Below are 26,222 nucleotides of genomic sequence, written 5' to 3'. Positions count from 1 at the left end.
CCGCGAACCGGGTGGGGCCTCCGGTGTGCACGGGCTGACCGGGCGGGGCCGCGGACCGGGCGACGCCCCGGCGGGCAGGCGGGTACGGGGCAGCCGTGGTGCACGGAGTCACCGTCGTGCGCCGAGTCACCGGCGGGGGCCACCAGTGGGCGCGGGCCGGGCGAGCGTCGCCGGCGGATGCGAGCCGGTCGTCTCGCGTGCAGCGGCGCGCACGGGGCCCACCGGGCCCGCCCGGCCCACCGATAGGGTTGCGGCCCGTGACCGCAACCCTCATCTGGATCCTGGTCGTCCTCGTCGCCGTCGGCCTGTACCTCAGCTGGACGGCGGGCCGCCTGGACCGGCTGCACGCCCGGATCGACGCCGCCCGTGCCGCCCTGGACGCCCAGCTGCTGCGCAGGGCGTCCGTGGCCCAGGAACTCGCCACCTCCGGCGTGCTCGACCCTGCTGCCTCCATGGTCCTCTACGAGGCCGCACACGCCGCCCGGCAGGCCGAGGAGGAGCTGCGGGAGGTCGCCGAGAGCGAACTGAGCCAGGCCCTGCGCGCCGTCTTCGCCGACGCGCACCAGGTGGACGCCCTGCGCGAGGCGCCCGGGGGAGAGGCGGCGGCCCACGAACTGGCCGAGGCCGTACGGAGGGTGCCGATGGCCCGGCGCTTCCACAACGACGCGGTGGGCGCCGCCCGCCGGCTGCGCGAGCACCGCAAGGTCCGCTGGTTCCGCCTCGCCGGGCACGCGCCCTTCCCGCTGGCCTTCGAGATGGACGACGAGTCGCCGGCGGCCCTGGTGGAGCGGGCGGCGTAGCCCGCGGGGGACGAAAACGATCCACCGCCTTCTCATTGGCCCTTGCTGTGGCCTGCTCGCCTCGCGTTTCCTCGTTGCTGCACAACCCCCTTCTCCCCAGCGAGGTACCCGTGTCCAGCACGCTCTCCGAAAACCAGGCACCCGAGACCGGCACCGCCCGCGTGAAGCGCGGCATGGCCGAGCAGCTCAAGGGCGGCGTCATCATGGACGTCGTCACGCCGGAGCAGGCGAAGATCGCCGAGGACGCGGGCGCCGTGGCCGTCATGGCCCTGGAGCGCGTCCCCGCCGACATCCGCAAGGACGGCGGCGTGGCCCGGATGTCCGACCCGGACATGATCGAGGGCATCATCGGCGCGGTCTCCATCCCGGTGATGGCCAAGTCCCGCATCGGCCACTTCGTGGAGGCCCAGGTCCTGCAGTCCCTCGGCGTCGACTACATCGACGAGTCCGAGGTCCTCACCCCGGCCGACGAGGTCAACCACAGCGACAAGTTCGCCTTCACCACCCCCTTCGTCTGCGGTGCCACCAACCTGGGCGAGGCCCTGCGGCGGATCGCCGAGGGTGCCGCGATGATCCGCTCCAAGGGCGAGGCCGGTACCGGCAACGTCGTCGAGGCCGTCCGGCACCTGCGCCAGATCAAGAACGAGATCGCCCGGCTGCGCGGCTACGACAACAACGAGCTGTACGCCGCCGCCAAGGACCTGCGCGCCCCCTACGAGCTGGTCAAGGAGGTCTCCGAGCTGGGCAAGCTGCCGGTCGTCCTCTTCTCCGCCGGTGGTGTCGCCACCCCGGCCGACGCCGCGCTCATGCGTCAGCTCGGCGCCGAGGGCGTCTTCGTCGGCTCCGGCATCTTCAAGTCCGGCGACCCGGCCAAGCGCGCCGCCGCCATCGTGAAGGCGACCACCTTCTACGACGACCCGAAGGTCATCGCGGACGCGTCCCGCAACCTCGGCGAGGCCATGGTCGGCATCAACTGCGACACCCTCCCCGAGACCGAGCGCTACGCCAACCGCGGCTGGTAGGGCGTCCCGCCATGAGTGACACCCCCGTCATCGGCGTCCTGGCGCTCCAGGGCGACGTACGGGAGCACCTCGTCGCCCTGGCCGTGGCCGACGCCGTGGCCAGGCCGGTGCGGCGCCCCGAGGAACTCGCCGAGGTGGACGGCCTGGTCCTGCCCGGCGGCGAGTCCACCACCATCTCCAAGCTCGCCGTCCTCTTCGGAGTGATGGACCCGCTCCGCGCGCGCGTGCGGGACGGCCTGCCCGTCTACGGCACCTGCGCCGGCATGATCATGCTGGCCGACAAGATCCTCGACCCGCGCTCCGGTCAGGAGACGGTCGGCGGCATCGACATGATCGTGCGCCGCAACGCCTTCGGGCGGCAGAACGAGTCCTTCGAGGCGGCCGTCGACGTCGAGGGCGTCGACGGCGAGCCCGTGGAGGGGGTCTTCATCCGCGCCCCCTGGGTCGAGTCCGTGGGCGCGGCCGCCGAGGTGCTCGCCGAGCACGACGGCCACATCGTCGCCGTCCGCCAGGGCAACGCGCTGGCCACGTCGTTCCACCCGGAACTGACCGGCGACCACCGCGTGCACCGGCTCTTCGCCGACATGGTGCGCGCGAACCGGGCGGCTCAGTCCTTGTAGGATTCCTGCGTTCGTTGCAGGAGATGGGTTACGCGAAGGAGACAGGCAGATGTCCGGCCACTCTAAATGGGCTACGACGAAGCACAAGAAGGCCGTGATCGACGCCAAACGCGGCAAGCTCTTCGCGAAGCTGATCAAGAACATCGAGGTCGCGGCGCGCATGGGCGGCGTCGACATCGAGGGTAACCCGACGCTGTACGACGCCATCCAGAAGGCGAAGAAGCAGTCGGTCCCCAACAAGAACATCGACTCCGCGGTCAAGCGCGGCGGCGGCCTGGAGGCCGGCGGCGCCGACTACGAGACGATCATGTACGAGGGCTACGGTCCGAACGGTGTCGCGGTGCTCATCGAGTGCCTCACCGACAACCGCAACCGCGCCGCCTCCGACGTCCGCGTCGCCATGACCCGCAACGGCGGCTCCATGGCCGACCCGGGCTCGGTGTCGTACCTGTTCAACCGCAAGGGCGTCGTGATCGTGCCCAAGGGCGAGCTGGGCGAGGACGACGTCCTCGGCGCCGTCCTGGACGCGGGGGCCGAGGAGGTCAACGACCTCGGCGAGTCCTTCGAGGTGCTCAGCGAGGCCACCGACCTGGTCGCGGTCCGCACCGCCCTCCAGGAGGCCGGCATCGACTACGAGTCCGCCGACGCCAACTTCGTCCCGACCATGCAGGTCGAGCTGGACGAGGACGGTGCGCGGAAGATCTTCCGGCTCATCGACGCCCTGGAGGACAGCGACGACGTGCAGAACGTCTTCGCCAACTTCGACGTGAGCGACGAGATCATGGAGAAGGTCGACGCGTAACGCGTCCCTGCTCAGCGGGCCGACGGGGACACAACCCGTCGGCCCGTCGCTTTGTCGGTGGCACCCGATAGCCTGCACAAACAGGTGATCGGCGAGAGGGGTGGGCAGAGCGTGCGCGTACTGGGGGTGGACCCGGGGCTGACCCGTTGCGGGATCGGCGTCGTGGAGGGCGTCGCGGGCCGGCCGCTCACCATGATCGGCGTCGGCGTCGTCCGCACGCCCGCGGACGCCGACCTCGGCCACCGCCTCGTCGCCGTCGAGCAGGGCATCGAGCAGTGGCTCGACGAGCACCGGCCGGAGTTCGTCGCCGTGGAGCGCGTCTTCAGCCAGCACAACGTCCGCACCGTCATGGGCACCGCCCAGGCCAGCGCCGTGGCGATCCTGTGCGCCTCCCGCCGCGGCATCCCCGTCGCCCTGCACACCCCGAGCGAGGTGAAGGCCGCCGTCACCGGCAGCGGCCGCGCCGACAAGGCACAGGTCGGCGCCATGGTCACCCGCCTGCTCCGGCTCGCCGCCCCGCCCAAGCCCGCCGACGCCGCGGACGCCCTCGCCCTCGCCATCTGCCACATCTGGCGCGCGCCCGCCCAGAACCGCCTCCAGCAGGCCGTGGCCCTGCACACCTCACAGGGCCCGCGCCGCCCCCAGAAGCCCCACCCGTCGAAAGGCCGCCCCGCATGATCGCCTTCGTCAGCGGCACCGTCGCCGCCCTCGCACCCGACGCCGCGGTGGTCGAGGTCGGCGGCGTCGGCATGGCCGTCCAGTGCACGCCCAACACCCTCTCCACCCTCCGGCTCGGCAAGCCCGCCAGGCTCGCCACCTCCCTCGTCGTACGGGAGGACTCGCTCACCCTCTACGGCTTCGCCGACGACGACGAGCGGCAGGTCTTCGAGCTGCTCCAGACCGCCAGCGGCGTCGGCCCCCGCCTCGCCCAGGCGATGCTCGCCGTGCACCAGCCCGACGCCCTGCGCAGAGCGGTCTCCACCGGGGACGAGAAGGCGCTCACCGCCGTCCCCGGCATCGGCAAGAAGGGAGCGCAGAAGCTGCTCCTGGAACTGAGGGACCGGCTCGGCGAGCCCATCGGCGCCCCCGCCGTCGGCGCTCCGGTCAGCACCGGCTGGCGCGACCAGCTGCACGCCGCCCTGATCGGCCTCGGGTACGCGACGCGCGAGGCCGACGAGGCCGTCTCCGCCGTGGCGCCGCAGGCCGAGGCCGCCGGGGGCGCGCCGCAGGTGGGCCAGTTGCTCAAGGCCGCCCTGCAGACGCTGAACCGCGCCCGCTGACCACGCCCGCCACCACCGACCCGGTGCGTCACGGCAAGGAGAATCAAGTGAACTGGGACGACACGACCGACGCGGAGGCCGCCGCCGAGCGGCTGGTGGGTGCCGTCGCCGACGGCGAGGACCAGGCCGTGGAGGCGGCCCTGCGCCCCAAGGACCTGGGCGAGTTCATCGGCCAGGAGAAGGTCCGCGAGCAGCTCGACCTGGTGCTGCGGGCCGCACGCGCGCGCGGGGCGACCGCCGACCACGTGCTCCTCTCCGGCGCCCCGGGCCTGGGCAAGACCACCCTCTCGATGATCATCGCGGCCGAGATGGAAGCCCCCATCCGCATCACCTCGGGCCCCGCCATCCAGCACGCCGGCGACCTCGCGGCGATCCTCTCCTCCCTCCAGGAGGGCGAGGTCCTCTTCCTCGACGAGATCCACCGCATGTCGCGGCCCGCCGAGGAGATGCTGTACATGGCGATGGAGGACTTCCGCGTCGACGTCATCGTCGGAAAGGGACCCGGCGCCACCGCCATCCCCCTGGAGCTGCCCCCGTTCACCCTGGTCGGCGCCACCACCCGCGCGGGCCTGCTGCCGCCCCCGCTGCGCGACCGCTTCGGCTTCACCGCCCACATGGAGTTCTACGGACCGGCCGAGCTGGAACGCGTCATCCACCGCTCCGCGGGCCTGCTCGACGTCGAGATCGACACCACCGGCGCCGCCGAGATCGCCGGCCGCTCCCGCGGCACCCCCCGCATCGCCAACCGACTGCTGCGCCGGGTCCGCGACTACGCCCAGGTCAAGGCCGACGGCCTGATCACCCAGGAGATCGCCGCGGCCGCCCTCGCCGTGTACGAGGTCGACGCCCGGGGCCTGGACCGCCTCGACCGCGGGGTGCTGGAGGCGCTCCTCAAGCTGTTCGGCGGCGGACCGGTCGGCCTGTCCACGCTCGCCGTCGCCGTGGGGGAGGAGCGTGAGACAGTGGAAGAGGTCGCCGAACCCTTCCTCGTACGGGAGGGTCTGCTCGCCCGCACCCCACGCGGGCGGGTGGCCACTCCGGCCGCTTGGGCGCACCTCGGCCTCACCCCGCCGCGTTCGCAGAGTTCAGGAAACGGACAACAGGACTTGTTCGGGGCGTGACGACCCGCTCACGCGGGGCACATTCGCCGGAGCAGGAACCCCGGTGCCATGCTGGGCGTTGTTCCATGCGCGCGGACTCGCCTAGACTCCGCCGATGCCGCCCTTGTCGGTGGCGTACACACCCCCAACCATCAGGCCGCTCCCCATCGCGGTCGTGTGAAGGAAGTACCGACCCGTGAGTCTCGTGACCCTCCTCCCGTTCATCGTGCTCATCGGGGCCATGTTCCTGATGACCCGGTCGGCGAAGAAGAAGCAGCAGCAGGCCGCCAACATGCGGAACGAGATGCAGCCCGGAACCGGTGTCCGCACCATCGGGGGCATGTACGCCACGGTCAAGGAGGTCAACGACGACACGGTCCTCCTCGACGCCGGCCCGGGCGTCGAGCTGCTCTTCGCCAAGAACTCCATCGGTGCCGTCCTCACCGACGACGAGTACAACCGCATCGTCCACGGCATCGAGCACGACCTGAAGTCCGACGCGGACGTCGTCCCCGACGACGCCTCCTCCCTCACCGAGTCCGACGCCTCCGACGACGACGCCTCCGACGACAAGTCCGTCGACCTCGGCAAGAAGGCCGAGCCCGCCGACGAGACGGCCGACGAGCCGACGGTCGACGCCGCGCCCGCCGAGGCGAAGACGGACGAGCAGGCGAAGAAGTCCGACGGCGGTTCCGAGGCGAAGTAAGCCGTGCCCCGGGGTGCGCGGGACGGGTTCCCGCGCACCCCGCGTGACGCGCGGCTCGCACGGATCCGGACACCATGTGATGGCCGCCGGTGACGCCTTCTGGGCGCGAAGCGGCCCGAGAGGGAGTACACAAAGGTGGTAGCACCTAAAAAGGGAAAGAATGCGAGCGCTCAGAGTAAGCCCGGGCGCTCGCTGGCCCTGATTCTGATCGCCATCGTGGCGCTCACCGGGGGCATGTTCGCCTCCGGGCACACGACTCCGCGTCTCGGCATCGACCTGGCGGGCGGCACGAGCATCACGCTCCGGGCCGTGCCGGAGGCGGGCCAGGAGTCCGCGATCAACAAGACCAACATGGACACCGCGGTCGAGATCATGAACCGCCGTGTCAATGGTCTGGGTGTTTCCGAGGCCGAGGTCCAGACCCAGGGCGACCGGAACATCATCGTCAACATCCCCAAGGGGACGAACTCGAAGGAAGCCCGGCAGCAGGTCGGCACCACCGCCAAGCTGTACTTCCGTCCGGTCCTCGCCACCGAACTCTCCGGCGCCAACGCGACCGGCACCCCCTCGGCGAGCGAGACCGGCGGCGCCTCGGACAAGGCGACCGACAAGGCCACGGACAAGGCCACCGACAAGGCCACGGACAAGGCCACCGACGGCGACAAGGCCACCGACGGCGACAAGGCGAGCGGCACGCCGTCCGACTCCGCCTCGGCGAGTGCCACCTCCCAGGGCCGCGCCGCCAGCGACGCCCTGAAGGCCGACCCGAGCCCGTCCGCGACGAGCTCCGACGGAGCCTCCCCGTCCCCGAGCGCCAGCGCCTCCGGCGACGACGCCACCGCCAAGCTGCAGCAGCAGTACGCGGCCCTGGACTGCACCGACAAGAACGCCCGCGCCAAGGCCGGTGACGGTGCCAAGCCGGGCGACGCGACGGTGGCCTGCGGTCAGAACTCGCAGGGCCAGTGGCAGAAGTACATCCTCGGCCCCGCCGCGGTCGACGGCACCGAGGTCGACGAGGCCGAGGCCGTCTACAACACGCAGACCGCCGCCGGCTGGACCGTGACGATGAAGTTCACGGACAAGGGCAGCAAGAAGTTCGCGGACATCACCGGCAAGCTGGCGCAGAACCAGTCCCCGCAGAACCAGTTCGCCATCGTCCTGGACAACGAGGTCGTCTCCGACCCGTACGTCAGCCAGGCGCTCACCGGCGGCAACGCGGAGATCTCCGGCAGCTTCGACCAGGAGGAGGCCCAGAGCCTCGCCAACATGCTGTCCTACGGCGCGCTGCCGCTGACCTTCAAGGAGGACAGCGTCACCACCGTCACCGCAGCGCTCGGCGGTGAGCAGCTCAAGGCCGGTCTGATCGCGGGCGCGATCGGGCTCGCCCTGGTCGTCCTCTACCTGCTGTTCTACTACCGCGGGCTGTCGTTCATCGCCGTCTGCTCGCTGCTCGTCTCGGCCGGCCTCACGTACGTGATCATGTCGCTGCTCGGCCCGACCATCGGCTTCGCGCTGAACCTGCCGGCCGTGTGCGGTGCCATCGTCGCCATCGGCATCACGGCGGACTCGTTCATCGTGTACTTCGAACGCGTCCGCGACGAGATCCGGGAGGGCCGCACGCTGCGTCCCGCCGTCGAGCGGGCCTGGCCGCGCGCCCGGCGCACCATCCTCGTCTCCGACTTCGTGTCCTTCCTCGCCGCCGCGGTGCTCTTCGTCGTCACCGTCGGCAAGGTGCAGGGCTTCGCGTTCACGCTCGGTCTGACGACCCTGCTCGACGTGGTGGTGGTGTTCCTGTTCACCAAGCCGCTGCTGACGCTGATGGCGCGACGCAAGTTCTTCGCGAGCGGTCACAAGTGGTCCGGCCTCGACCCCAAGGCCCTGGGCGCCAAGCCTCCGCTGCGCCGCACCCGCCGTCCGTCCCGTCCTGCCGCCGGCCCTGTCGACCCGAAGGAGGCGTGAGAGATGTCGAAGCTCGGCACACTCGGCGCCCGACTGCACCACGGCGAGGTCGGCTACGACTTCGTCAAGAACCGCAAGATCTGGTACGGCATCTCGATCCTCATCACCATCACGGCCATTGTCGGCCTGGCGGTGCGCGGCCTGCACATGGGCATCGAGTTCCAGGGCGGCGCGGTCTTCACCACCCCGAAGAACATGAGCGCCTCGGTCGCCCAGACCGAGACCTGGGCGGAGGAGGCCTCCGGCCACGACGCGATCGTCCAGAAGCTCGGCGACGGCAGCCTCCGCATCCAGATCGCGGGCACCGACACCCAGCAGTCGGACCAGATCAAGGAGGACCTCTCCAAGAACCTGGACGTCTCCGCGGAGAAGATCAACGCCGACCTGGTCGGCCCCAGCTGGGGTGACCAGATCGCGAACAAGGCCTGGCAGGGCCTCGGGATCTTCATGGTCCTCGTGGTGATCTACCTGGCGATCGCGTTCGAGTGGCGCATGGCGCTCGCCGCCTTCGTCGCACTGATCCACGACATCACCATCACGGTCGGCATCTACGCCCTCGTCGGCTTCGAGGTCACACCCGGCACGGTGATCGGTCTGCTGACGATCCTCGGTTACTCGCTCTACGACACGGTCGTCGTCTTCGACAGCCTCAAGGAGCAGACCCGGGACATCACCAAACAGACCCGCTGGACCTACGCGGAGATCGCCAACCGCTCGATCAACAGCACCCTGGTCCGCTCCATCAACACCACGGTGGTCGCGCTGCTGCCGGTGGGCGGTCTGCTGTTCATCGGCGGCGGTGTCCTCGGCGCCGGCATGCTCAACGACATCTCGCTGTCGCTGTTCGTCGGTCTCGCCGCGGGCGCCTACTCGTCGATCTTCATCGCCACGCCGCTCGTCGCCGACCTCAAGGAGGCCGAGCCGCAGATGAAGGCCCTCAAGAAGCGGGTCCTCGCCAAGCGTGCCCAGGCGGCCGCCAAGGGCGAGGGCGCGGAGTCCGCGGCCGACGAGGAGACGTACGACGCCGACGAGCCGGACGACGCCGCACCCGCGGTCGTCGGGCCCCGCAACCAGCCCGCGTCCCGCGGCAGGGGCCGCGGCCGACCCTCGGGGAAGCGCCGATGACCGGGACGATGGGCATCACGGAGCTGCTGCTCAGCCGCATCCGTGACGTGGCCGACTACCCGGAGCCGGGCGTGGTGTTCAAGGACATCACCCCGCTCCTGGCGGACCCGGCCGCCTTCGCCGCGCTCACCGACGCCCTGGCCGGCGTGGCCCGGGACACCGGTGCCACCAAGGTCGTCGGCCTGGAGGCCCGCGGCTTCATCCTCGGCGCCCCGGTGGCCCTCAGGGCGGGCGTCGGCTTCATCCCCGTGCGCAAGGCGGGCAAGCTCCCCGGAGCCACCCTCAGCCAGGCGTACGACCTGGAGTACGGCTCCGCCGAGATCGAGGTGCACGCCGAGGACCTCACCGCGGGCGACCGCGTGCTGGTCGTCGACGACGTCCTCGCCACCGGCGGCACCGCCGAGGCCTCGCTGGAGCTGATCCGGCGGGCCGGAGCCGAGGTCGCTGGCCTCGCCGTACTGATGGAGCTGGGCTTTCTCGCCGGGCGGGCCCGGCTGGAGCCCGCGCTGGCCGGGGCCCCGCTGAAGGCGCTGCTCACGGTCTGAACCACGCGAACCGCACGACTGGGGCGGGCCCGGAGGAATCCGGCGCCCGCCCCGGGCGTTGCAGGGGTTGACAGCCCTCACATTGGCCAGAAGGCGATCCCGGAGGGCAGGATCGCTACCATGGGGTATCCGGAGCCTGACCGGGGGACCCGGATCGCGCACGAGGAGTCCTCTTGCCAGACGAGGCCCAGCCACTGACCGCCGCAAAGCCCGAGTCCGCCTCGGCGTCCGCGGCGAAGCCCGCGCCGAGCGCGCCCCAGGCGAAGAACGACACACGCGGGCCGATCCAGCACGCCCCGTCCGCGCCGGTCGACAAGCCCGCCGAGCAGCAGCCGCGCCCCAAGGCGCTGCCCGCCGAGCGCCCGCAGAACGCGCCGGTGGTCCGCGCCCCCGCGGGTCAGCCCGCCCGCTCCGGCTCCTCCAACCGCGTCCGCGCCCGCCTGGCCCGCCTCGGCGTCCAGCGCGCCAACCCGTACAACCCGGTCCTGGAGCCGCTGCTGCGCATAGTGCGCGGCAACGACCCGAAGATCGAGACGGCGACCCTGCGCCAGATCGAGCGCGCCTACCAGGTCGCCGAACGCTGGCACCGCGGCCAGAAGCGCAAGAGCGGCGACCCGTACATCACGCACCCGCTCGCCGTCACCACCATCCTCGCCGAGCTGGGCATGGATCCGGCCACGCTGATGGCCGGGCTGCTGCACGACACCGTCGAGGACACCGAGTACGGCCTGGAGGACCTGCGCCGCGACTTCGGCGACGTGGTCACCCTCCTCGTCGACGGCGTCACCAAGCTGGACAAGGTCAAGTTCGGCGAGGCCGCGCAGGCCGAGACCGTGCGCAAGATGGTCGTCGCCATGGCCAAGGACCCCCGTGTCCTGGTCATCAAGCTCGCCGACCGCCTGCACAACATGCGCACCATGCGCTACCTCAAGCGCGAGAAGCAGGAGAAGAAGGCGCGCGAGACCCTGGAGATCTACGCGCCGCTCGCCCACCGGCTGGGCATGAACACCATCAAGTGGGAGCTGGAGGACCTCGCCTTCGCGATCCTCTACCCCAAGATGTACGACGAGATCGTCCGCCTGGTCGCCGAGCGCGCCCCCAAGCGCGACGAGTACCTGGCCGTCGTCACCGACGAGGTCCAGCAGGACCTGCGCGCGGCCCGCATCAAGGCGACCGTCACCGGCCGCCCCAAGCACTACTACAGCGTCTACCAGAAGATGATCGTCCGCGGCCGTGACTTCGCGGAGATCTACGACCTGGTGGGCATCCGCGTCCTGGTGGACACCGTCCGCGACTGCTACGCGGCGCTCGGCACGGTCCACGCGCGCTGGAACCCGGTTCCGGGGCGGTTCAAGGACTACATCGCGATGCCCAAGTTCAACATGTACCAGTCGCTGCACACGACGGTCATCGGGCCCGGCGGCAAGCCGGTCGAGCTGCAGATCCGCACCTTCGACATGCACCGCCGCGCGGAGTACGGCATCGCTGCGCACTGGAAGTACAAGCAGGAGGCCGTCGCCGGCGCCTCCAAGGTGCGCACCGACGCCCCCAGGTCGTCCGGCAAGAGCAAGGACGACCACCTCAACGACATGGCGTGGCTGCGCCAGCTGCTGGACTGGCAGAAGGAGACCGAGGACCCCGGCGAGTTCCTGGAGTCCCTGCGCTTCGACCTCTCCCGCAACGAGGTCTTCGTCTTCACCCCCAAGGGCGACGTCATAGCGCTGCCGGCCGGCGCCACCCCCGTGGACTTCGCCTACGCCGTCCACACCGAGGTCGGCCACCGCACCATAGGGGCACGGGTCAACGGACGGCTGGTGCCGCTCGAGTCCACCCTGGACAACGGCGACCTGGTGGAGGTCTTCACCTCCAAGGCGGCCGGTGCGGGCCCCTCCCGCGACTGGCTGGGCTTCGTGAAGTCGCCGCGCGCCCGCAACAAGATCCGCGCCTGGTTCTCCAAGGAGCGCCGCGACGAGGCGATCGAGCAGGGCAAGGACGCCATCGTCCGCGCGATGCGCAAGCAGAACCTGCCGATCCAGCGCATCCTGACCGGCGACTCCCTGGTGACGCTCGCGCACGAGATGCGCTACTCGGACATCTCCGCGCTGTACGCGGCGATCGGCGAGGGCCACGTCTCCGCGCCGAACATCGTGCAGAAGCTGGTCCAGGCGCTCGGCGGCGAGGAGGCCGCCACCGAGGAGATCGACGAGTCGGTTCCGCCGTCCCGCGGCCGCGGCCACAAGCGCCGGGCGAACGCCGACCCGGGCGTGGTCGTCAAGGGCGTCGACGACGTGTGGGTCAAGCTGGCCCGCTGCTGTACGCCCGTGCCCGGCGACCCGATCATCGGCTTCGTCACCCGCGGCAGCGGCGTCTCCGTCCACCGCAGCGACTGCGTGAACGTGGACTCCCTGTCGCGCGAGCCGGAGCGCATCCTCGAGGTCGAGTGGGCGCCGACCCAGTCCTCGGTCTTCCTGGTCGCCATCCAGGTCGAGGCGCTGGACCGCTCCCGGCTGCTGTCCGACGTCACCCGCGTGCTGTCCGACCAGCACGTCAACATCCTCTCGGCGGCCGTCCAGACCTCCCGCGACCGGGTGGCCACCTCCCGCTTCACCTTCGAGATGGGCGACCCGAAGCACCTGGGGCACGTCCTGAAGGCCGTACGCGGCGTGGAGGGCGTCTACGACGTGTACCGGGTGACTTCGGCCCGCAGGCCGTCGTAGGCGTCGTAGGCGGCCGCACAGGCGCACACACGAGAGGGGCTCCCGTACGCGCGTACGGGAGCCCCTCTCGTGTGTGGTCCGCGACCGTCAGCCGCCGAACTCGTGCAGCCCCTTGAGCGCCTGGTCGAGGAGCGCCTGACGGCCCTCCAGCTCACGCGCGAGCTTGTCGGCCTTGGCGTCGTTGCCCTGGGCGCGCGCCTGCTCGACCTGGGAGCGCAGCTTGTCCACGGCGGCCTGGAGCTGACCGGTCAGGCCCTCGGCACGCGCGCGTGCCTCCGGGTTGGTCCGGCGCCACTCGGCCTCCTCGGCCTCCTGGAGCGCCCGCTCGACCGCGTGCATCCGCCCCTCGACCTTCGGCCGGGCGTCGCGCGGCACGTGGCCGATGGCCTCCCAGCGCTCGTTGACCGAACGGAACGCGGCGCGGGCCGACTTCAGGTCTGTGACCGGGACGAGCTTCTCGGCCTCCGCGACCAGCTCCTCCTTGAGCTTCAGGTTCTCCGCCTGCTCGGCGTCCCGCTCGGCGAAGACCGAGCTGCGGGCGGCGAAGAACACGTCCTGGGCGCCGCGGAAACGGTTCCACAGGTCGTCCTCGTGCTCGCGCTGGGCCCGGCCCGCGGCCTTCCACTCGGACATCAGGTCGCGGTAGCGCGCGGCCGTCGGCCCCCAGTCCGTCGATTTCGACAGCGCCTCGGCCTCGGAGACCAGCCGCTCCTTGATCCGCCGGGCCTCCTCGCGCTGTGCGTCGAGCTGCGCGAAGTGCTGCTTGCGGCGCTTGGAGAACGCCGAGCGGGCGTGCGAGAAGCGGTGCCACAGCTCGTCGTCGGACTTGCGGTCCAGGCGCGGCAGACCCTTCCAGGTGTCGACCAGGGACCGCAGCCGCTCACCGGCCGCCCGCCACTGGTCCGAGCGGGCCAGCTCCTCGGCCTCGGCGACCAGGGCCTCCTTGGCACCGCGGGCCTCGTCGGACTGCTTGGCCCGCTGGGCCTTGCGCTCCTCGCGCCGTGTCTCCACGAGCGCGACGAGCTGGTCCAGCCGGGACCGCAGGGCCTCCAGGTCGCCGACCGCGTGGTGCGCGTCCACCTGCTCGCGCAGGTGGTCGACGGCGGTCTGGGCGTCCTTGGCCGACAGGTCGGTGGTCTTCACCCGCTTCTCGAGGAGGCCGATCTCGACAACCAGGCCTTCGTACTTGCGTTCGAAGTAGGCCAGTGCCTCCTCGGGGGAGCCTGCCTGCCAGGATCCGACGACCTGCTCGCCGTCGGCCGTACGCACGTACACGGTCCCCGTCTCATCGACGCGGCCCCACGGGTCGCTGCTCACAGCGCCTCCTCCACATGATGCCTGCGGAGGGCTTCGCTACCCCCGGGCATCGTCCACAGTTTCGTCTCGGCCAACATAGGCGACCGGCGGGTGGCCTGTCCGCACCCGCGCGAGTCGAACTTTCGCTGATGAGGGTCAGGATTTCGTGACGGTCGCCTTGTCGATCACGACCGTCGCGTTGGGCGCCGTGTTGCCGGTCGTGGGGTCCGCGGGCTGGGCTCCCGCGGAGGCGATCTTCTTCAGTACCGTCATGCCCTCCTCCGACACGGTGCCGAACGGGGTGTAGCTCGGGGGCAGCTGACTGTCCTGGTACACGAGGAAGAACTGGCTCCCGCCGGAGTCCGGCTGACCGGTGTTGGCCATCGCCACCGTGCCCGCCGGGTACACGTTGTCCTTGAGGCTCTTGTCCTTCAGGTTCTCGTCCGGGATGTTGTAGCCCGGACCGCCGTTGCCCTGGGCCGTGGGGTCGCCGCACTGGAGCACGTAGATGCCCTCGGTGGTGAGCCGGTGACACTTGGTGTGGTCGAAGTAGCCCTTGCCGGCCAGGAAGTCGAACGAGTTGACCGTGTGCGGTGCCGCCTTCGCCTTCAGCGCGATGTCTATGTCACCGCACGTGGTCGCCAGCTTCATGGAGTACTTCGCCGACTCGTCGACGGTCAGCGCAGGCTCCTTCTTCCAGGTCTGCGTCTCGACCTTGCCCTCGGCGGGCTTGTCGCACGGGTCCGGCGCCTTGCTCGGAGCCGAGGCGCTCGGCGTGACCTCCGCGCCCGCGTTCGTCTTGCTGTCGTCGTCGTCCCCCAGGACCACTCCGGTCGTGTACAGCGCGACGCTGCCGATCAGAATCACGCCGAGCACCGACGCGATCGCGGCGTTGCGCATGCGTGACTTGCGTCGCGCGGAGGTGCGTCGCTGCTGCTGCCGCAAGAACTTCTCCCGGGCGAGCTGACGCCGCCGCTGCTCCTGGGTGACCACCGGGTTCTCTCCTCATGCGTCTTCGTGTGCCGACCGGTACGCGTGGGTGCGATGAGCCGACCGTGGGCGTGTAGCCCCGTACCGTATATGGGTTCGCTGAGGAATCGGCACCGCCGGTAGGCTCTGACCATGGGCGCGACCCGTTCGCAAGCCCACCCGTACCGACCCAAACGAAGGACGATCGTGCTCATTGCCGGGTTCCCCGCCGGGGCCTGGGGGACGAACTGCTATCTCGTCGCCCCCGCCGCCGGTGAGGAGTGCGTGATCATCGACCCGGGCCACCAGGCGGCCGCCGGAGTCGAGGACGCGATCCGAAAGCATCGGCTCAAGCCCGTCGCCGTCGTCCTCACCCACGGCCACATCGACCACGTCGCCTCGGTCGTCCCGGTGTGCGGCGCGCACGACGTGCCCGCCTGGATCCACCCCGAGGACCGCTTCATGATGAGCGACCCCGAGAAGGGGATCGGCCGCAGCATCGGCATGCCGCTCATGGGCGAGCTGACCGTCGGGGAGCCGGACGACGTCAAGGAGCTGACCGACGGCGCGAAGCTGGCGCTGGCGGGCATGGAGCTGACCGTCGCGCACGCCCCGGGCCATACCAAGGGGTCGGTGACCTTCGGCCTGCCCGAGGCGGCGGACATCCCGCCGGTCATGTTCTCGGGCGACCTGCTGTTCGCCGGCTCCATCGGACGCACCGACTTCCCCGGTGGCTCCATGGACGACATGCTCGAGTCCCTGGCACGCGTGTGCCTGCCGCTCGACGACTCGACCGTGGTGCTGTCCGGACACGGCCCCCAGACCACCATCGGCCAGGAGCGCGCCACCAACCCGTACTTGCGGCAAGTGGCCGCAGGCCGCCAAGGGAACAGCGCTCCCGACGCGCCCCGACGAGGAATGTGACGAGACCTTCCGTGAGCACCTTCAAGGCCCCCAAGGGCACGTACGACCTGCTGCCGCCCGACTCCGCCAAGTTCCTGGCCGTCCGCGAGGCGATCGCCGCCCCGCTGCGCAACTCCGGCTACGGCTACATCGAGACGCCCGGCTTCGAGAACGTCGAGCTGTTCGCGCGCGGAGTCGGCGAGTCCACCGACATCGTGACCAAGGAGATGTACGTCTTCGAGACCAGGGGCGGCGACCGCCTCGCCCTGCGCCCGGAGACCACCGCTCCCGTACTGCGCGCGGTCCTGGAGGCCAACCTGCACAAGGCGGGCCTGCCCGTGAAGGTCTGGTACTCGGGCTCGCAGTACCGCTACGAGCGCCCCCAGAAGGGCCGTTACCGCCACTTCTCCCAGGTGGGCGCCGAGGCGATCGGTGCCGAGGACCCGGCCCTGGACGCCGAACTGATCATCCTGGCCGACCAGTCGTACCGCGCGCTCGGCCTGCAGAACTTCCGCATCCTGCTCAACTCCCTGGGCGACCAGGAGTGCCGCCCCGTCTACCGCGCCGCGCTCCAGGACTTCCTGCGCGGTCTCGACCTGGACGAGGAGACCCTGCGCCGCGCGGAGATCAATCCGCTGCGCGTCCTGGACGACAAGCGTCCGGACGTCCAGAAGCAGCTCACCGAGGCTCCGCTGCTGCGCGACTACCTGTGCGACGCCTGCAAGGCGTACCACGAGGAGGTGCGCGAGCTGATCACGGCGGCGGGCGTGGTCTTCGAGGACGACCCCAAGCTGGTGCGCGGCCTGGACTACTACACGCGCACGACGTTCGAGTTCGTCCACGACGGCCTCGGCTCCCAGTCCGCGGTGGGCGGCGGCGGCCGCTACGACGGCCTGTCCGAGATGATCGGCGGCCCCGCCCTGCCCTCGGTCGGCTGGGCCCTCGGCGTCGACCGCACCGTCCTCGCCCTGGAGGCGGAGGGCATCGAACTGGACATCCCGTCCACCACCTCCGTCTTCGCGGTCCCGCTGGGCGAGGAGGCCCGCCGGATCCTGTTCGCCAAGGTCACCGAGCTGCGCAAGAACGGCGTCGCCGCCGACTTCTCCTACGGAGGCAAGGGCCTCAAGGCCGCGATGAAGGGGGCCAACCGCTCGGGCGCCCGCTACGCGCTGATCCTGGGCGAGCGCGACCTGGCCGAGGGCGTCGTCCAGCTCAAGGACATGGAGTCCGGCGAGCAGACCGCGATCGGCGTCAACGAGATCGTGGCGGAGCTGGAGTCGAGGCTCGGCTAGCGGGCCGACACCCTTCAGGGGCACGTGTTTTCGCTCGCGCGTGCCCCTGAGGAACGGGTGGTGGCCGGAAGGCGCCGCTCCGGAGTGATCGCCGATCCGTTCATAGGCTCATCGAACGGTGCCCATACAGGCTTGTGCGGCACAATGGCCCCTGCCCGAAGCAGGTCCCACTCCCCAGCGACGGAATCGGCGTGATGAGCAAGACGACAGTGAAGGACGTCTCCACCGTGGCAGAGTCCGCGCCGGACAGCGGCACCCGCACCCCGCGCACCGAGGGCGGCAGCCGGGCCCTCGCGCTGCTCCTGGTGATCACGGGCGCGGCCGGGCTGCTCGCCGCGTGGGTCATCACGATCGACAAGCAGAAGATCCTCGAGGCCAAGGTCGCCGGCACCACGTTCACGCCCGGCTGCAGCCTCAACCCGGTCGTCTCCTGCGGCAACATCATGGAGAGCGACCAGGCCTCCGTCTTCGGCTTCCCCAACCCGATGCTCGGCCTCGTCGCCTACGGCATCGTCATCTGCGTCGGCATGAGCCTGCTCGCGCGCGCCACCTACCCGCGCTGGTACTGGCTGACCTTCAACGCCGGCTGCCTCTTCGGCGTCGCGTTCGTCTCGTGGCTCCAGTTCCAGTCCCTGTACCGGATCAACTCGCTGTGCCTGTGGTGCTGCCTGGCCTGGGTCGCCACGATCCTGATGTTCTGGTACGTGACGTCCTTCAACGTCCGCAAGGGCTTCCTGCCCGCGCCGGGCTGGCTGCGCGGCTTCTTCGGCGAGTTCACCTGGGTCCTGCCGGTGCTGCACATCGGCATCATCGGCATGATGATCCTCACCCGCTGGTGGGACTTCTGGACCAGCTGACGGGCGTCTCGCTTGTCAGTGCGGTCATTTAGGGTTCAGAGCGTGGAGCCCGATCTGTTCACCGCCGCAGCCGAAGAACGCCAGGAGAAGGACCCGACCGGCAGCCCTCTCGCCGTGCGGATGCGCCCGCGCACCCTCGACGAGGTCGTCGGCCAGCAGCACCTGCTCAAGCCCGGTTCCCCCCTGCGCCGCCTGGTCGGCGAGGGCGCGTCCGGGCCGGCGGGGCCCTCCTCGGTCATCCTCTGGGGCCCGCCGGGCACCGGCAAGACCACCCTGGCGTACGTCGTCTCCAAGGCCACCAACAAGCGGTTCGTGGAGCTGTCGGCGATCACCGCGGGCGTCAAGGAGGTCCGCGCGGTCATCGACGGCGCCCGCCGCGCGGTCGGCGGGTACGGCAAGGAGACCGTCCTCTTCCTGGACGAGATCCACCGCTTCAGCAAGGCCCAGCAGGACTCCCTGCTCCCGGCCGTCGAGAACCGCTGGGTCACCCTGATCGCCGCCACCACCGAGAACCCGTACTTCTCGGTGATCTCCCCGCTGCTCTCCCGCTCCCTCCTGCTCACCCTCGAACCCCTCACCGACGACGACGTCCGGGACCTGCTGCGCCGCGCCCTGACCGACGAGCGCGGACTCAAGGGTGCCGTCACCCTGCCCGAGGACACCGAGGAGCACCTCCTGCGCATCGCGGGCGGCGACGCCCGGCGCGCGCTCACCGCGCTGGAGGCCGCCGCCGGGGCCGCGCTCGACAAGGGCGAGGCGGAGATCGGCCTGACCACGCTGGAGGAGACGGTCGACCGGGCCGCGGTGAAGTACGACCGCGACGGCGACCAGCACTACGACGTCGCCAGCGCCCTGATCAAGTCCATCCGCGGCTCCGACGTGGACGCCGCCCTGCACTACCTGGCCCGCATGATCGAGGCCGGTGAGGACCCCCGCTTCATCGCCCGGCGCCTGATGATCTCGGCCAGCGAGGACATCGGCCTGGCCGATCCCAACGCGCTGCAGATCGCCGTCGCCGCCGCCCAGGCCGTCGCCATGATCGGCTTCCCCGAGGCCGCCCTCACCCTCAGCCACGCCACCATCGCCCTGGCGCTGGCCCCCAAGTCCAACGCCGCGACCACCGCCATCGGCGCCGCCCTGGACGACGTGCGCAAGGGGCACACCGGACCGGTCCCCGCCCACCTGCGCGACAGCCACTACAAGGGCGCGGGCAAGCTCGGACACGGCCAGGGCTACGTGTACCCGCACGACCTGCCCGAGGGCATCGCCGCCCAGCAGTACGCCCCGGACGGACTCAAGGACCGGACGTACTACACACCGACCCGGCACGGCGCCGAGGCCCGGTACGCGGACGCCGTGGAGTGGACCCGCGGGCACCTCGGTCGCAAGCCGTCCTGAGCGGCCTGTAGACTGCCTCGCAGTGCCGTGTCCCGTGCAGTCAGAACGGGACGACCGGCCGGAACCCTCACGGGTTCCAGGAGCGTCGCGCACCGTCGATGGTGTCGCGGGCAGCCCACCACCACCCGGAGTTCCGGGAGCGGTCGGTGGGCCACTCGCGTGCTGCACGTATGTGCCCAGACCAGGGAGCGGCTGCCCGGCAGGTCCCGAGCGGACCCGGCGGGTTTCCCCGGCTGCGGATGCGACCTCCCTCAACCCTGACAAGCCGGAAATCCAGGAAAGAGACACAGACAGTGGCGAACCAGCCCCGCCCCAAGGTCAAGAAGTCGCGTGCCCTCGGCATCGCGCTGACCCCGAAGGCCGTCAAGTACTTCGAGGCCCGCCCCTACCCGCCGGGTGAGCACGGCCGCGGCCGCAAGCAGAACTCGGACTACAAGGTCCGTCTGCTCGAGAAGCAGCGTCTGCGCGCGCAGTACGACCTCAGCGAGCGTCAGCTCGTCCGCGCCTACGAGCGTGCCTCCAAGACCAACATGAAGACCGGCGAGGCCCTGGTCATCGAGCTCGAGCGCCGTCTCGACGCGCTGGTCCTGCGTTCGGGCATCGCCCGCACGATCTACCAGGCCCGCCAGATGGTCGTCCACGGCCACATCCAGGTCAACGGCCAGAAGGTCGACAAGCCGTCCTTCCGCGTCCGCCCGGACGACGTGGTGCAGGTGCGCGAGCGCTCCAAGGAGAAGACGCTCTTCACCATCGCCCGCGAGGGTGGCTTCGCCCCCGACGGCGAGACCCCGCGCTACCTCCAGGTGAACCTCAAGGCCCTGGCGTTCCGCCTGGACCGCGAGCCGAACCGCAAGGAGATCCCGGTGATCTGCGACGAGCAGCTCGTCGTCGAGTACTACGCCCGCTGATCCAGCGGAAACGCTGAACGAGCAGGCGCAGTACCAGCGGTACCTCAGCCCGCCGTCTCCCCGCCCTTCCGGGTGGGCGAGGCGGCGGGCTTCGCCGTGCGGGAGCCCGCCGCGCCCCGCCGCACGGCCGTCGGGCGCGGCGCCGGCAGCGAGGCCCTCGCCCCGGGCCGGCGCAGCGCCCGCGCCACCGCCTCCCGGCGGCCGAGCAGCGTCCCGTGCCGTACGCACTCCTCGTACCGCTCGTCGCCCAGCTGCTCCCGGGCCGCCGCCTCGCACAGCTCGTGCGGCGCGTTGTAGTGCGCCGAGCCGAACAGCGGCAGTCCCACCGACGGCCACATCCGCCCCGCCGCGCCCTGCAGCACCGCCGCCTCCGCCGCGTCGCCCTCCGCCACCGTGACCAGGGCCAGCAGCTCCACCGCGAGCACCGAGCCCAGCTGGTCGCGGAAGCGGTGCGCACTGCCCAGGCAGTCGGCCAGCAGCTCGCGGGCGCGCACCGGCTCACCGTCGCTCCAGGCCGCGTAGGCGAGGACGTACAGGGCGTACCCGCGGGCCCAGCGCTCGCCGTGGTCCTCGCACACCTGGCGCACGTCCTCGCACAGGCGCACCGCGTCCGGCAGATCGCCCTGGAAGGCCCGGGCCATCGCCAGCTCCACCTGGCCCATCAGCACGTTGCTGTTCAGCTCGCCGATCTCCCGGTAGCGGTGCAGCGCGGAGCGCAGCAGCGTCTCCGCGCGCGGCATGTCGTCCGTCACCAGCGCCAGACAGCCGGTGCGGTGCTCCGCGTACGCCACCGCCGTGGGATTCGCCGAGCGCTCCGCCTCCTGGCGGCACTCCTGGAGCGCCGCCAGCGCGGGCACCGTGTCGCCCTGGAGGATCGCCACGTGGGCGAGCACCCACAGCGCCTTCAGCCGCGACTGCTCGCCCGCCGTCGGCTCCGCGTCCAGCCGCACCGCCTGCTCCAGCCAGTGCCGCCCCTCCGACAGCCGTCCGCAGCCGACCCAGTGGAACCACAGGGCGCCCGCCAGGTACTGGCCCAGGTGTGCGCCGTCCGGCTCGTCCAGACAGTGCTCCAGGGCGCTGCGCAGATTCGGCAGCTCCGCGTCCACCCGCGCCGCGACCTCGCCCTGGCGCGGCGAGAACCACTCCAGCTCGCACCAGGTCGCCAGGCCCACGTACCAGTCCCGGTGCCGCCGCCGCAGCCGGTCCGCGTCCCCCGTCGCCTCGAGCCAGTCGGCGCCGTACGCCCGCACCGTGTCGAGCATCCGGTAGCGCACCCCGGCCGGGGACTCCTCGCGGGTCAGCACGGACTGGGAGAGCAGGGCGGAGAGCACGTCGAGCACGTCGTCGGCCGGCATCCCGTCCCCGCTGCACACGTACTCGGCGGCCTCCAGGTCGAACGGCCCGGCGAACACCGAAAGGCGCGCCCACAGCAGCCGCTCCGGTGGCGTGCACAGCTCGTGGCTCCAGCCGATCGCCGTGCGCAGCGTCCGGTGCCGGGGCAGCGCGGTGCGGTCCCCGCCCGTCAGCAGCCGGAACCGGTCGTCGAGGCGGCGCAGCACCTGCCCCGGCGACAGCGCGTCCAGGCGCCCCGCCGCCAGTTCGATCGCCAGCGGGATGCCGTCGAGACGCCGGCACAGCTCGCGCACCTCCCGCTGGTCCGCGTCCGGGTCCGCGTCGTGGCCGCAGGTGACGCTCCGCTGCCCGGCCCGGACCGTCAGCAGCTCGACCGCCTCCTCCGTGCCCAGCGGCGCCAGCGGAACCAGCCGCTCGCCGGCCACGCCCAGCGGTCTGCGCCCCACGGCCAGCACCCTGAGCCCCGGAGCACGGCCCAGCAACTCGGTCACCAGCCCCGCGCAGGCGTCCACCAGGTGCTCGACCCCGTCCAGGAGCAGCAGCAGCTCCCGCTCGGCCAGATGCGCGAGCAGCGTCTCGCGGGGCAGCCGGGTGGTGTGGTCGGTCAGGCCCAGCGCCTCCACGACCGCGTAGTCGACGAACTCCTCGTCCCGCACCGGCGCCAACTGCACCCGCCAGACCCCGTCCCGGGGCGAGCGGCGCGCGGCGGCCCGCGCGGCCAGCCGGGACTTGCCCACTCCGCCGGAGCCGGTGACGGTCACCAGCCGTGCGGAATCCAGCGTCCGCGCCAGCTCCGCCAGCTGTGCTCCTCTCCCGACGAAGGTGTCGAGCTCCAGTGGGAGGTTGCCGTGCGGGATGCCGTCGCGCCGATGGTCTCGCATGAAACACGGAGCGTACTGAACCGTATTCACTCCGTACAATCGCTTCACCGAACTCGACCGCAGCGCGCCGCGCGCGAAGGGGAATCCGGTGCGGAGCCCCGCGCCCGGCGCGATAGGCTCGGTGCACGACTTTCCCGATGTTCAGGCACGTCTTTCAGGGAGCGGGTGCACACAGTGTCCGGTGGCGAGGTGGCCGGGATCCTGGTGGCCGTCTTCTGGGCGATCCTGGTTTCCTTCCTCGCCGTCGCACTGGCGAGGCTGGCCCAGACGCTCAGGACGACCACCAAGCTCGTGGCGGACGTGACCGACCAGGCGGTGCCGCTGCTGGCCGACGCCTCGACGGCGGTGCGCAGCGCGCAGACCCAGATCGACCGGGTCGACGCGATCGCCTCCGACGTCCAGGAGGTCACCTCGAACGCCTCCGCGCTGTCCACCACCGTGGCCTCCACCTTCGGCGGCCCGCTGGTCAAGGTCGCGGCGTTCGGGTACGGCGTGCGCCGGGCACTCGGCGGTCGCAAGGAGGACATGTCCGCCCCGGCCGCCCAGGCGCGGCGTACCGTGATCGTGGGCCGTACGCTCCCGGCCGCGCGGCGGACGAAGCGGAAGAAGGGCTGACCGAGCGATGTTCCGCCGTACGTTCTGGTTCGGCACCGGCGTGGCCGCCGGTGTGTGGGCCACCACCAAGGTCAACCGGAAGCTCAAGCAGCTCACCCCCGAGAGCCTCGCCGCCACCGCGGCGAACAAGGCGCTCGACGTGGGCACCCGGGTCAGGGACCGCGCGGTGGGTTTCGCGCTCGACGTCCGCGACAACATGGCCCAGCGGGAGGCCGAACTGGACGACGCGCTGGGCCTGAAGGCCCCCGTCGACCCGGGCCCCCTCAACCACGGGCTCGCCGCCCCGCGGCCCCGCCACGCCATCGAGAACAGCAACAGCAGCAAGCCGAAGTACGTCGCCGACGACAGGACGACGCACTCGTACAACCGGAATGAGGACCACTGATGGAGTCGGCCGAGATTCGTCGCCGCTGGTTGAGCTTCTTCGAGGAGCGCGGTCACACCGTCGTCCCTTCGGCGTCGCTCATCGCGGACGACCCGACTCTGCTCCTCGTCCCGGCCGGCATGGTGCCCTTCAAGCCCTACTTCCTGGGTGAGGTCAAGCCGCCCTTCGACCGCGCCACCAGCGTGCAGAAGTGCGTGCGCACGCCGGACATCGAAGAGGTCGGCAAGACCACCCGGCACGGCACGTTCTTCCAGATGTGCGGCAACTTCTCCTTCGGCGACTACTTCAAGGAAGGCGCCATCAAGTACGCCTGGGAGCTGCTCACCAGCCCCCAGGACAAGGGCGGTTACGGCCTCGACCCCGAGCGCCTGTGGATCACCGTCTACAAGGACGACGACGAGGCCGAGCGCATCTGGCACGACGTCGTGGGCGTCCCCTCCGAGCGCATCCAGCGCCTCGGCAAGAAGGACAACTACTGGTCCATGGGCGTCCCCGGCCCCTGCGGCCCCTGCTCCGAGATCAACTACGACCGCGGCCCCGAGTTCGGCGTCGAGGGCGGCCCCGCCGTCAACGACGAGCGGTACGTGGAGATCTGGAACCTCGTCTTCATGCAGTACGAGCGGGGTGAGGGCATCGGCAAGGAGGAGTTCGAGATCCTCGGCGAGCTGCCGAGCAAGAACATCGACACCGGCCTCGGCCTGGAACGCCTCGCCATGATTCTGCAGGGCGTGCAGAACATGTACGAGATCGACACCTCCATGGCCGTCATCAGGAAGGCCACCGAACTGACCGGCGTGGCCTACGGAGACGCCCAGGCCTCGGACGTCTCCCTGCGCGTGGTCACCGACCACATGCGCACCTCGGTGATGCTCATCGGCGACGGCGTCACCCCCGGCAACGAGGGCCGCGGCTACGTGCTGCGCCGCATCATGCGCCGCGCCATCCGCAACATGCGCCTCCTCGGCGCCACCGGGCCGGTCGTCAAGGACCTCATCGACGTCGTGATCGAGATGATGGGGCAGCAGTACCCCGAGCTGGTCACCGACCGCGAGCGCATCGAGAAGGTCGCCCTCGCCGAGGAGAACGCCTTCCTCAAGACGCTGAAGGCCGGCACCAACATCCTCGACACCGCCGTCACCGACACCAAGGCCTCCGGCGGCACCGTCCTCGCCGGTGACAAGGCGTTCCTGCTCCACGACACCTGGGGCTTCCCGATCGACCTCACCCTGGAGATGGCCGCCGAGCAGGGGCTGTCCGTGGACGAGGACGGCTTCCGGCGCCTGATGAAGGAGCAGCGGGAGCGCGCCAAGGCCGACGCCCAGGCCAAGAAGACCGGTCACGCCGGTGCCGGTGCCTACCGGGAGATCGCCGACAAGGCCGGCGCCACCGACTTCGTCGGCTACACCGACACCGAGACCGAGTCCACGATCGTCGGCATCCTCGTCGACGGTGCCTCCTCCCCGGCCGCCACCGAGGGCGACGAGGTCGAGATCGTCCTCGACCGCACCCCGTTCTACGCCGAGGGCGGCGGCCAGATCGGCGACACCGGACGGATCCGGGTCGACACCGGCGCCGTGATCGAGATCCGCGACTGCCAGAAGCCGGTGCCGGGCGTGTACGTCCACAAGGGCGTCGTCCAGGTCGGCGAGGTCACCGTCGGTGCCAAGGCCCAGGCCTCCATCGACGACCGCCGCCGCAAGGCCATCGCCCGCGCCCACTCGGCGACCCACCTCACCCACCAGGCGCTGCGCGACGCGCTCGGCCCGACGGCCGCGCAGGCCGGTTCCGAGAACCAGCCCGGTCGCTTCCGCTTCGACTTCGGTTCGCCGTCCGCCGTGCCGACCGCCGTGATGACCGACGTCGAGCAGAAGATCAACGAGGTGCTCGCCCGCGACCTCGACGTGCGCGCCGACGTCATGGGCATCGACGAGGCCAGGAAGCAGGGCGCCATCGCCGAGTTCGGCGAGAAGTACGGCGAGCGCGTGCGCGTCGTCACCATCGGCGACTTCTCCAAGGAGCTGTGCGGCGGCACCCACGTGCACAACACCGCCCAGCTCGGCCTGGTCAAGCTGCTCGGCGAGTCCTCCATCGGTTCCGGCGTGCGCCGCATCGAGGCGCTGGTCGGCGTGGACGCCTACAGCTTCCTCGCCCGCGAGCACACGGTCGTCGCCCAGCTCCAGGAGCTGATCAAGGGCCGCCCGGAGGAGCTTCCGGAGAAGGTCTCCGCGATGCTCGGCAAGCTCAAGGACGCCGAGAAGGAGATCGAGAAGTTCCGGGCCGAGAAGGTCCTCCAGGCCGCCGGCGGCCTCGCCGACTCCGCCAAGGACGTGCGCGGCGTGGCCCTGGTGACCGGGCAGGTCCCGGACGGCACCACCGCCGACGACCTGCGCAAGCTCGTGCTCGACGTGCGCGGCCGCATCCAGGGCGGCCGGGCCGCCGTCGTGGCCCTGTTCACGACCGTCAACGGCAAGCCCCTCACGGTCATCGCCACCAACGACGCCGCCCGCGAGCGCGGCCTCAAGGCCGGTGACCTGGTGCGCACCGCCGCCAAGACCCTCGGCGGCGGCGGTGGCGGCAAGCCGGACGTCGCCCAGGGCGGCGGCCAGAACGCGGCCGCCATCGGCGACGCCGTCGACGCCGTCGAGCGCCTCGTGGCGGACACCGCCAAGTGAGCACGCCCGAGAACGAC

At 71.0% G+C, this 26,222-nt stretch carries 23 protein-coding genes; 20 read left to right on the top strand and 3 right to left on the bottom strand.

The window, feature by feature from the left end; all coding sequences use genetic code 11:
• Positions 1-257: 257 nt before the first annotated feature.
• The 12 genes from ACZ7MF_RS36380 to relA all read left to right on the top strand — a co-directional run bounded on the left by ACZ7MF_RS36380 (position 258) and on the right by relA (position 12,676).
• On the top strand, positions 258-800 hold the full coding sequence (locus ACZ7MF_RS36380; RefSeq protein ID WP_007447575.1) for a membrane protein: 543 nt from the start codon (positions 258-260) through the stop codon (positions 798-800).
• A 110-nt stretch (positions 801-910) separates the two neighbouring features.
• Positions 911-1,822 (top strand): pyridoxal 5'-phosphate synthase lyase subunit PdxS, encoded by a 912-nt coding sequence (pdxS, locus tag ACZ7MF_RS36375; RefSeq protein WP_471482453.1) that lies wholly within the window; start codon positions 911-913, stop codon positions 1,820-1,822.
• 11 nt (positions 1,823-1,833) lie between these two features.
• Positions 1,834-2,442 carry a pyridoxal 5'-phosphate synthase glutaminase subunit PdxT gene (gene pdxT, locus ACZ7MF_RS36370; protein WP_471482452.1) on the top strand — a complete coding sequence of 203 codons (609 nt, stop codon included), beginning with the start codon at positions 1,834-1,836 and terminating at the stop codon, positions 2,440-2,442.
• Between the two features lie 49 nt (positions 2,443-2,491).
• Positions 2,492-3,244: a YebC/PmpR family DNA-binding transcriptional regulator gene (locus ACZ7MF_RS36365; protein ID WP_115741180.1), complete on the top strand. Its 753-nt coding sequence runs from the start codon at positions 2,492-2,494 to the stop codon at positions 3,242-3,244.
• Between the two features lie 111 nt (positions 3,245-3,355).
• On the top strand, positions 3,356-3,922 hold the full coding sequence (ruvC, locus tag ACZ7MF_RS36360; protein WP_471482451.1) for a crossover junction endodeoxyribonuclease RuvC: 567 nt from the start codon (positions 3,356-3,358) through the stop codon (positions 3,920-3,922).
• A complete protein-coding gene (gene ruvA, locus ACZ7MF_RS36355) occupies positions 3,919-4,524 on the top strand; it encodes a Holliday junction branch migration protein RuvA (RefSeq protein ID WP_373906344.1) in 606 nt (201 codons plus the stop codon). The genes ruvC and ruvA overlap by 4 nt, the downstream gene beginning before the upstream one ends.
• A 47-nt stretch (positions 4,525-4,571) precedes the next feature.
• Complete coding sequence (ruvB, locus tag ACZ7MF_RS36350; RefSeq protein WP_471482450.1) at positions 4,572-5,645, top strand: Holliday junction branch migration DNA helicase RuvB; 1,074 nt, start codon at positions 4,572-4,574, stop codon at positions 5,643-5,645.
• Positions 5,646-5,820: 175 nt separating this feature from the next.
• Positions 5,821-6,330 carry a preprotein translocase subunit YajC gene (yajC, locus tag ACZ7MF_RS36345; protein WP_356866834.1) on the top strand — a complete coding sequence of 170 codons (510 nt, stop codon included), beginning with the start codon at positions 5,821-5,823 and terminating at the stop codon, positions 6,328-6,330.
• A 135-nt stretch (positions 6,331-6,465) separates the two neighbouring features.
• Positions 6,466-8,289: a protein translocase subunit SecD gene (gene secD, locus ACZ7MF_RS36340; RefSeq protein WP_471482449.1), complete on the top strand. Its 1,824-nt coding sequence runs from the start codon at positions 6,466-6,468 to the stop codon at positions 8,287-8,289.
• Positions 8,290-8,292: 3 nt separating this feature from the next.
• Entirely contained in the window at positions 8,293-9,414 is a 1,122-nt protein-coding gene (gene secF / locus ACZ7MF_RS36335; RefSeq protein ID WP_471482448.1) for a protein translocase subunit SecF, read from the top strand.
• Positions 9,411-9,959, top strand: coding sequence for an adenine phosphoribosyltransferase (locus ACZ7MF_RS36330; RefSeq protein ID WP_471482447.1), 549 nt, complete (start codon positions 9,411-9,413; stop codon positions 9,957-9,959). Before secF ends, ACZ7MF_RS36330 begins: the two co-directional genes overlap by 4 nt.
• Positions 9,960-10,132: 173 nt before the next feature.
• A complete protein-coding gene (gene relA / locus ACZ7MF_RS36325) occupies positions 10,133-12,676 on the top strand; it encodes a GTP pyrophosphokinase (RefSeq protein ID WP_471482446.1) in 2,544 nt (847 codons plus the stop codon).
• An 87-nt stretch (positions 12,677-12,763) separates the two neighbouring features.
• On the opposite strand, the gene ACZ7MF_RS36320 is transcribed toward relA, so the two are convergent.
• On the bottom strand, positions 12,764-13,993 hold the full coding sequence (locus tag ACZ7MF_RS36320) for a DUF349 domain-containing protein (RefSeq protein ID WP_471482445.1): 1,230 nt from the start codon (positions 13,991-13,993) through the stop codon (positions 12,764-12,766).
• Between the two features lie 135 nt (positions 13,994-14,128).
• Positions 14,129-14,965 carry a peptidylprolyl isomerase gene (locus tag ACZ7MF_RS36315; protein WP_471482444.1) on the bottom strand — a complete coding sequence of 279 codons (837 nt, stop codon included), beginning with the start codon at positions 14,963-14,965 and terminating at the stop codon, positions 14,129-14,131.
• A gap of 183 nt (positions 14,966-15,148) precedes the next feature.
• Between ACZ7MF_RS36315 and ACZ7MF_RS36310 the strand changes: the two genes are divergently transcribed.
• The 5 genes from ACZ7MF_RS36310 (at position 15,149) to rpsD (ending at position 20,299) form a co-directional block, all read left to right on the top strand.
• Complete coding sequence (locus tag ACZ7MF_RS36310) at positions 15,149-15,865, top strand: MBL fold metallo-hydrolase (protein WP_471482443.1); 717 nt, start codon at positions 15,149-15,151, stop codon at positions 15,863-15,865.
• Positions 15,866-15,876: 11 nt separating this feature from the next.
• Positions 15,877-17,136: a histidine--tRNA ligase gene (gene hisS, locus ACZ7MF_RS36305; protein ID WP_471482442.1), complete on the top strand. Its 1,260-nt coding sequence runs from the start codon at positions 15,877-15,879 to the stop codon at positions 17,134-17,136.
• A gap of 194 nt (positions 17,137-17,330) precedes the next feature.
• The gene (locus tag ACZ7MF_RS36300; RefSeq protein WP_030871078.1) at positions 17,331-17,993 is read left to right on the top strand and encodes a vitamin K epoxide reductase family protein; all 663 of its coding nucleotides are present in this window, start codon (positions 17,331-17,333) and stop codon (positions 17,991-17,993) included.
• Positions 17,994-18,035: 42 nt separating this feature from the next.
• Positions 18,036-19,391, top strand: a complete 1,356-nt coding sequence (locus ACZ7MF_RS36295) for a replication-associated recombination protein A (RefSeq protein WP_356866815.1) — start codon at positions 18,036-18,038, stop codon at positions 19,389-19,391.
• Between the two features lie 293 nt (positions 19,392-19,684).
• Positions 19,685-20,299, top strand: coding sequence for a 30S ribosomal protein S4 (gene rpsD / locus ACZ7MF_RS36290; RefSeq protein WP_003977321.1), 615 nt, complete (start codon positions 19,685-19,687; stop codon positions 20,297-20,299).
• Positions 20,300-20,343: 44 nt separating this feature from the next.
• On the opposite strand, the gene ACZ7MF_RS36285 is transcribed toward rpsD, so the two are convergent.
• On the bottom strand, positions 20,344-22,533 hold the full coding sequence (locus ACZ7MF_RS36285; RefSeq protein ID WP_471482441.1) for an ATP-binding protein: 2,190 nt from the start codon (positions 22,531-22,533) through the stop codon (positions 20,344-20,346).
• A gap of 165 nt (positions 22,534-22,698) precedes the next feature.
• On the opposite strand from ACZ7MF_RS36285, the gene ACZ7MF_RS36280 reads away from it, so the two are divergent.
• The 3 genes from ACZ7MF_RS36280 to alaS are packed head-to-tail and all read left to right on the top strand — an operon-like array spanning position 22,699 to position 26,205.
• Positions 22,699-23,148 carry a DUF948 domain-containing protein gene (locus ACZ7MF_RS36280; RefSeq protein ID WP_471482440.1) on the top strand — a complete coding sequence of 150 codons (450 nt, stop codon included), beginning with the start codon at positions 22,699-22,701 and terminating at the stop codon, positions 23,146-23,148.
• 7 nt (positions 23,149-23,155) lie between these two features.
• Complete coding sequence (locus tag ACZ7MF_RS36275) at positions 23,156-23,533, top strand: hypothetical protein (protein WP_471482439.1); 378 nt, start codon at positions 23,156-23,158, stop codon at positions 23,531-23,533.
• Positions 23,533-26,205, top strand: a complete 2,673-nt coding sequence (gene alaS / locus ACZ7MF_RS36270) for an alanine--tRNA ligase (RefSeq protein ID WP_471482438.1) — start codon at positions 23,533-23,535, stop codon at positions 26,203-26,205. The genes ACZ7MF_RS36275 and alaS overlap by 1 nt, the downstream gene beginning before the upstream one ends.
• The last annotated feature ends 17 nt before the right edge of the window (positions 26,206-26,222 follow it).

The organism is Streptomyces sp. NPDC111628 (assembly GCF_055635195.1).
The sequence above is the reverse complement of the archived record's forward strand: the minus strand, read 5'-3'. Positions and strand labels throughout refer to the sequence as shown.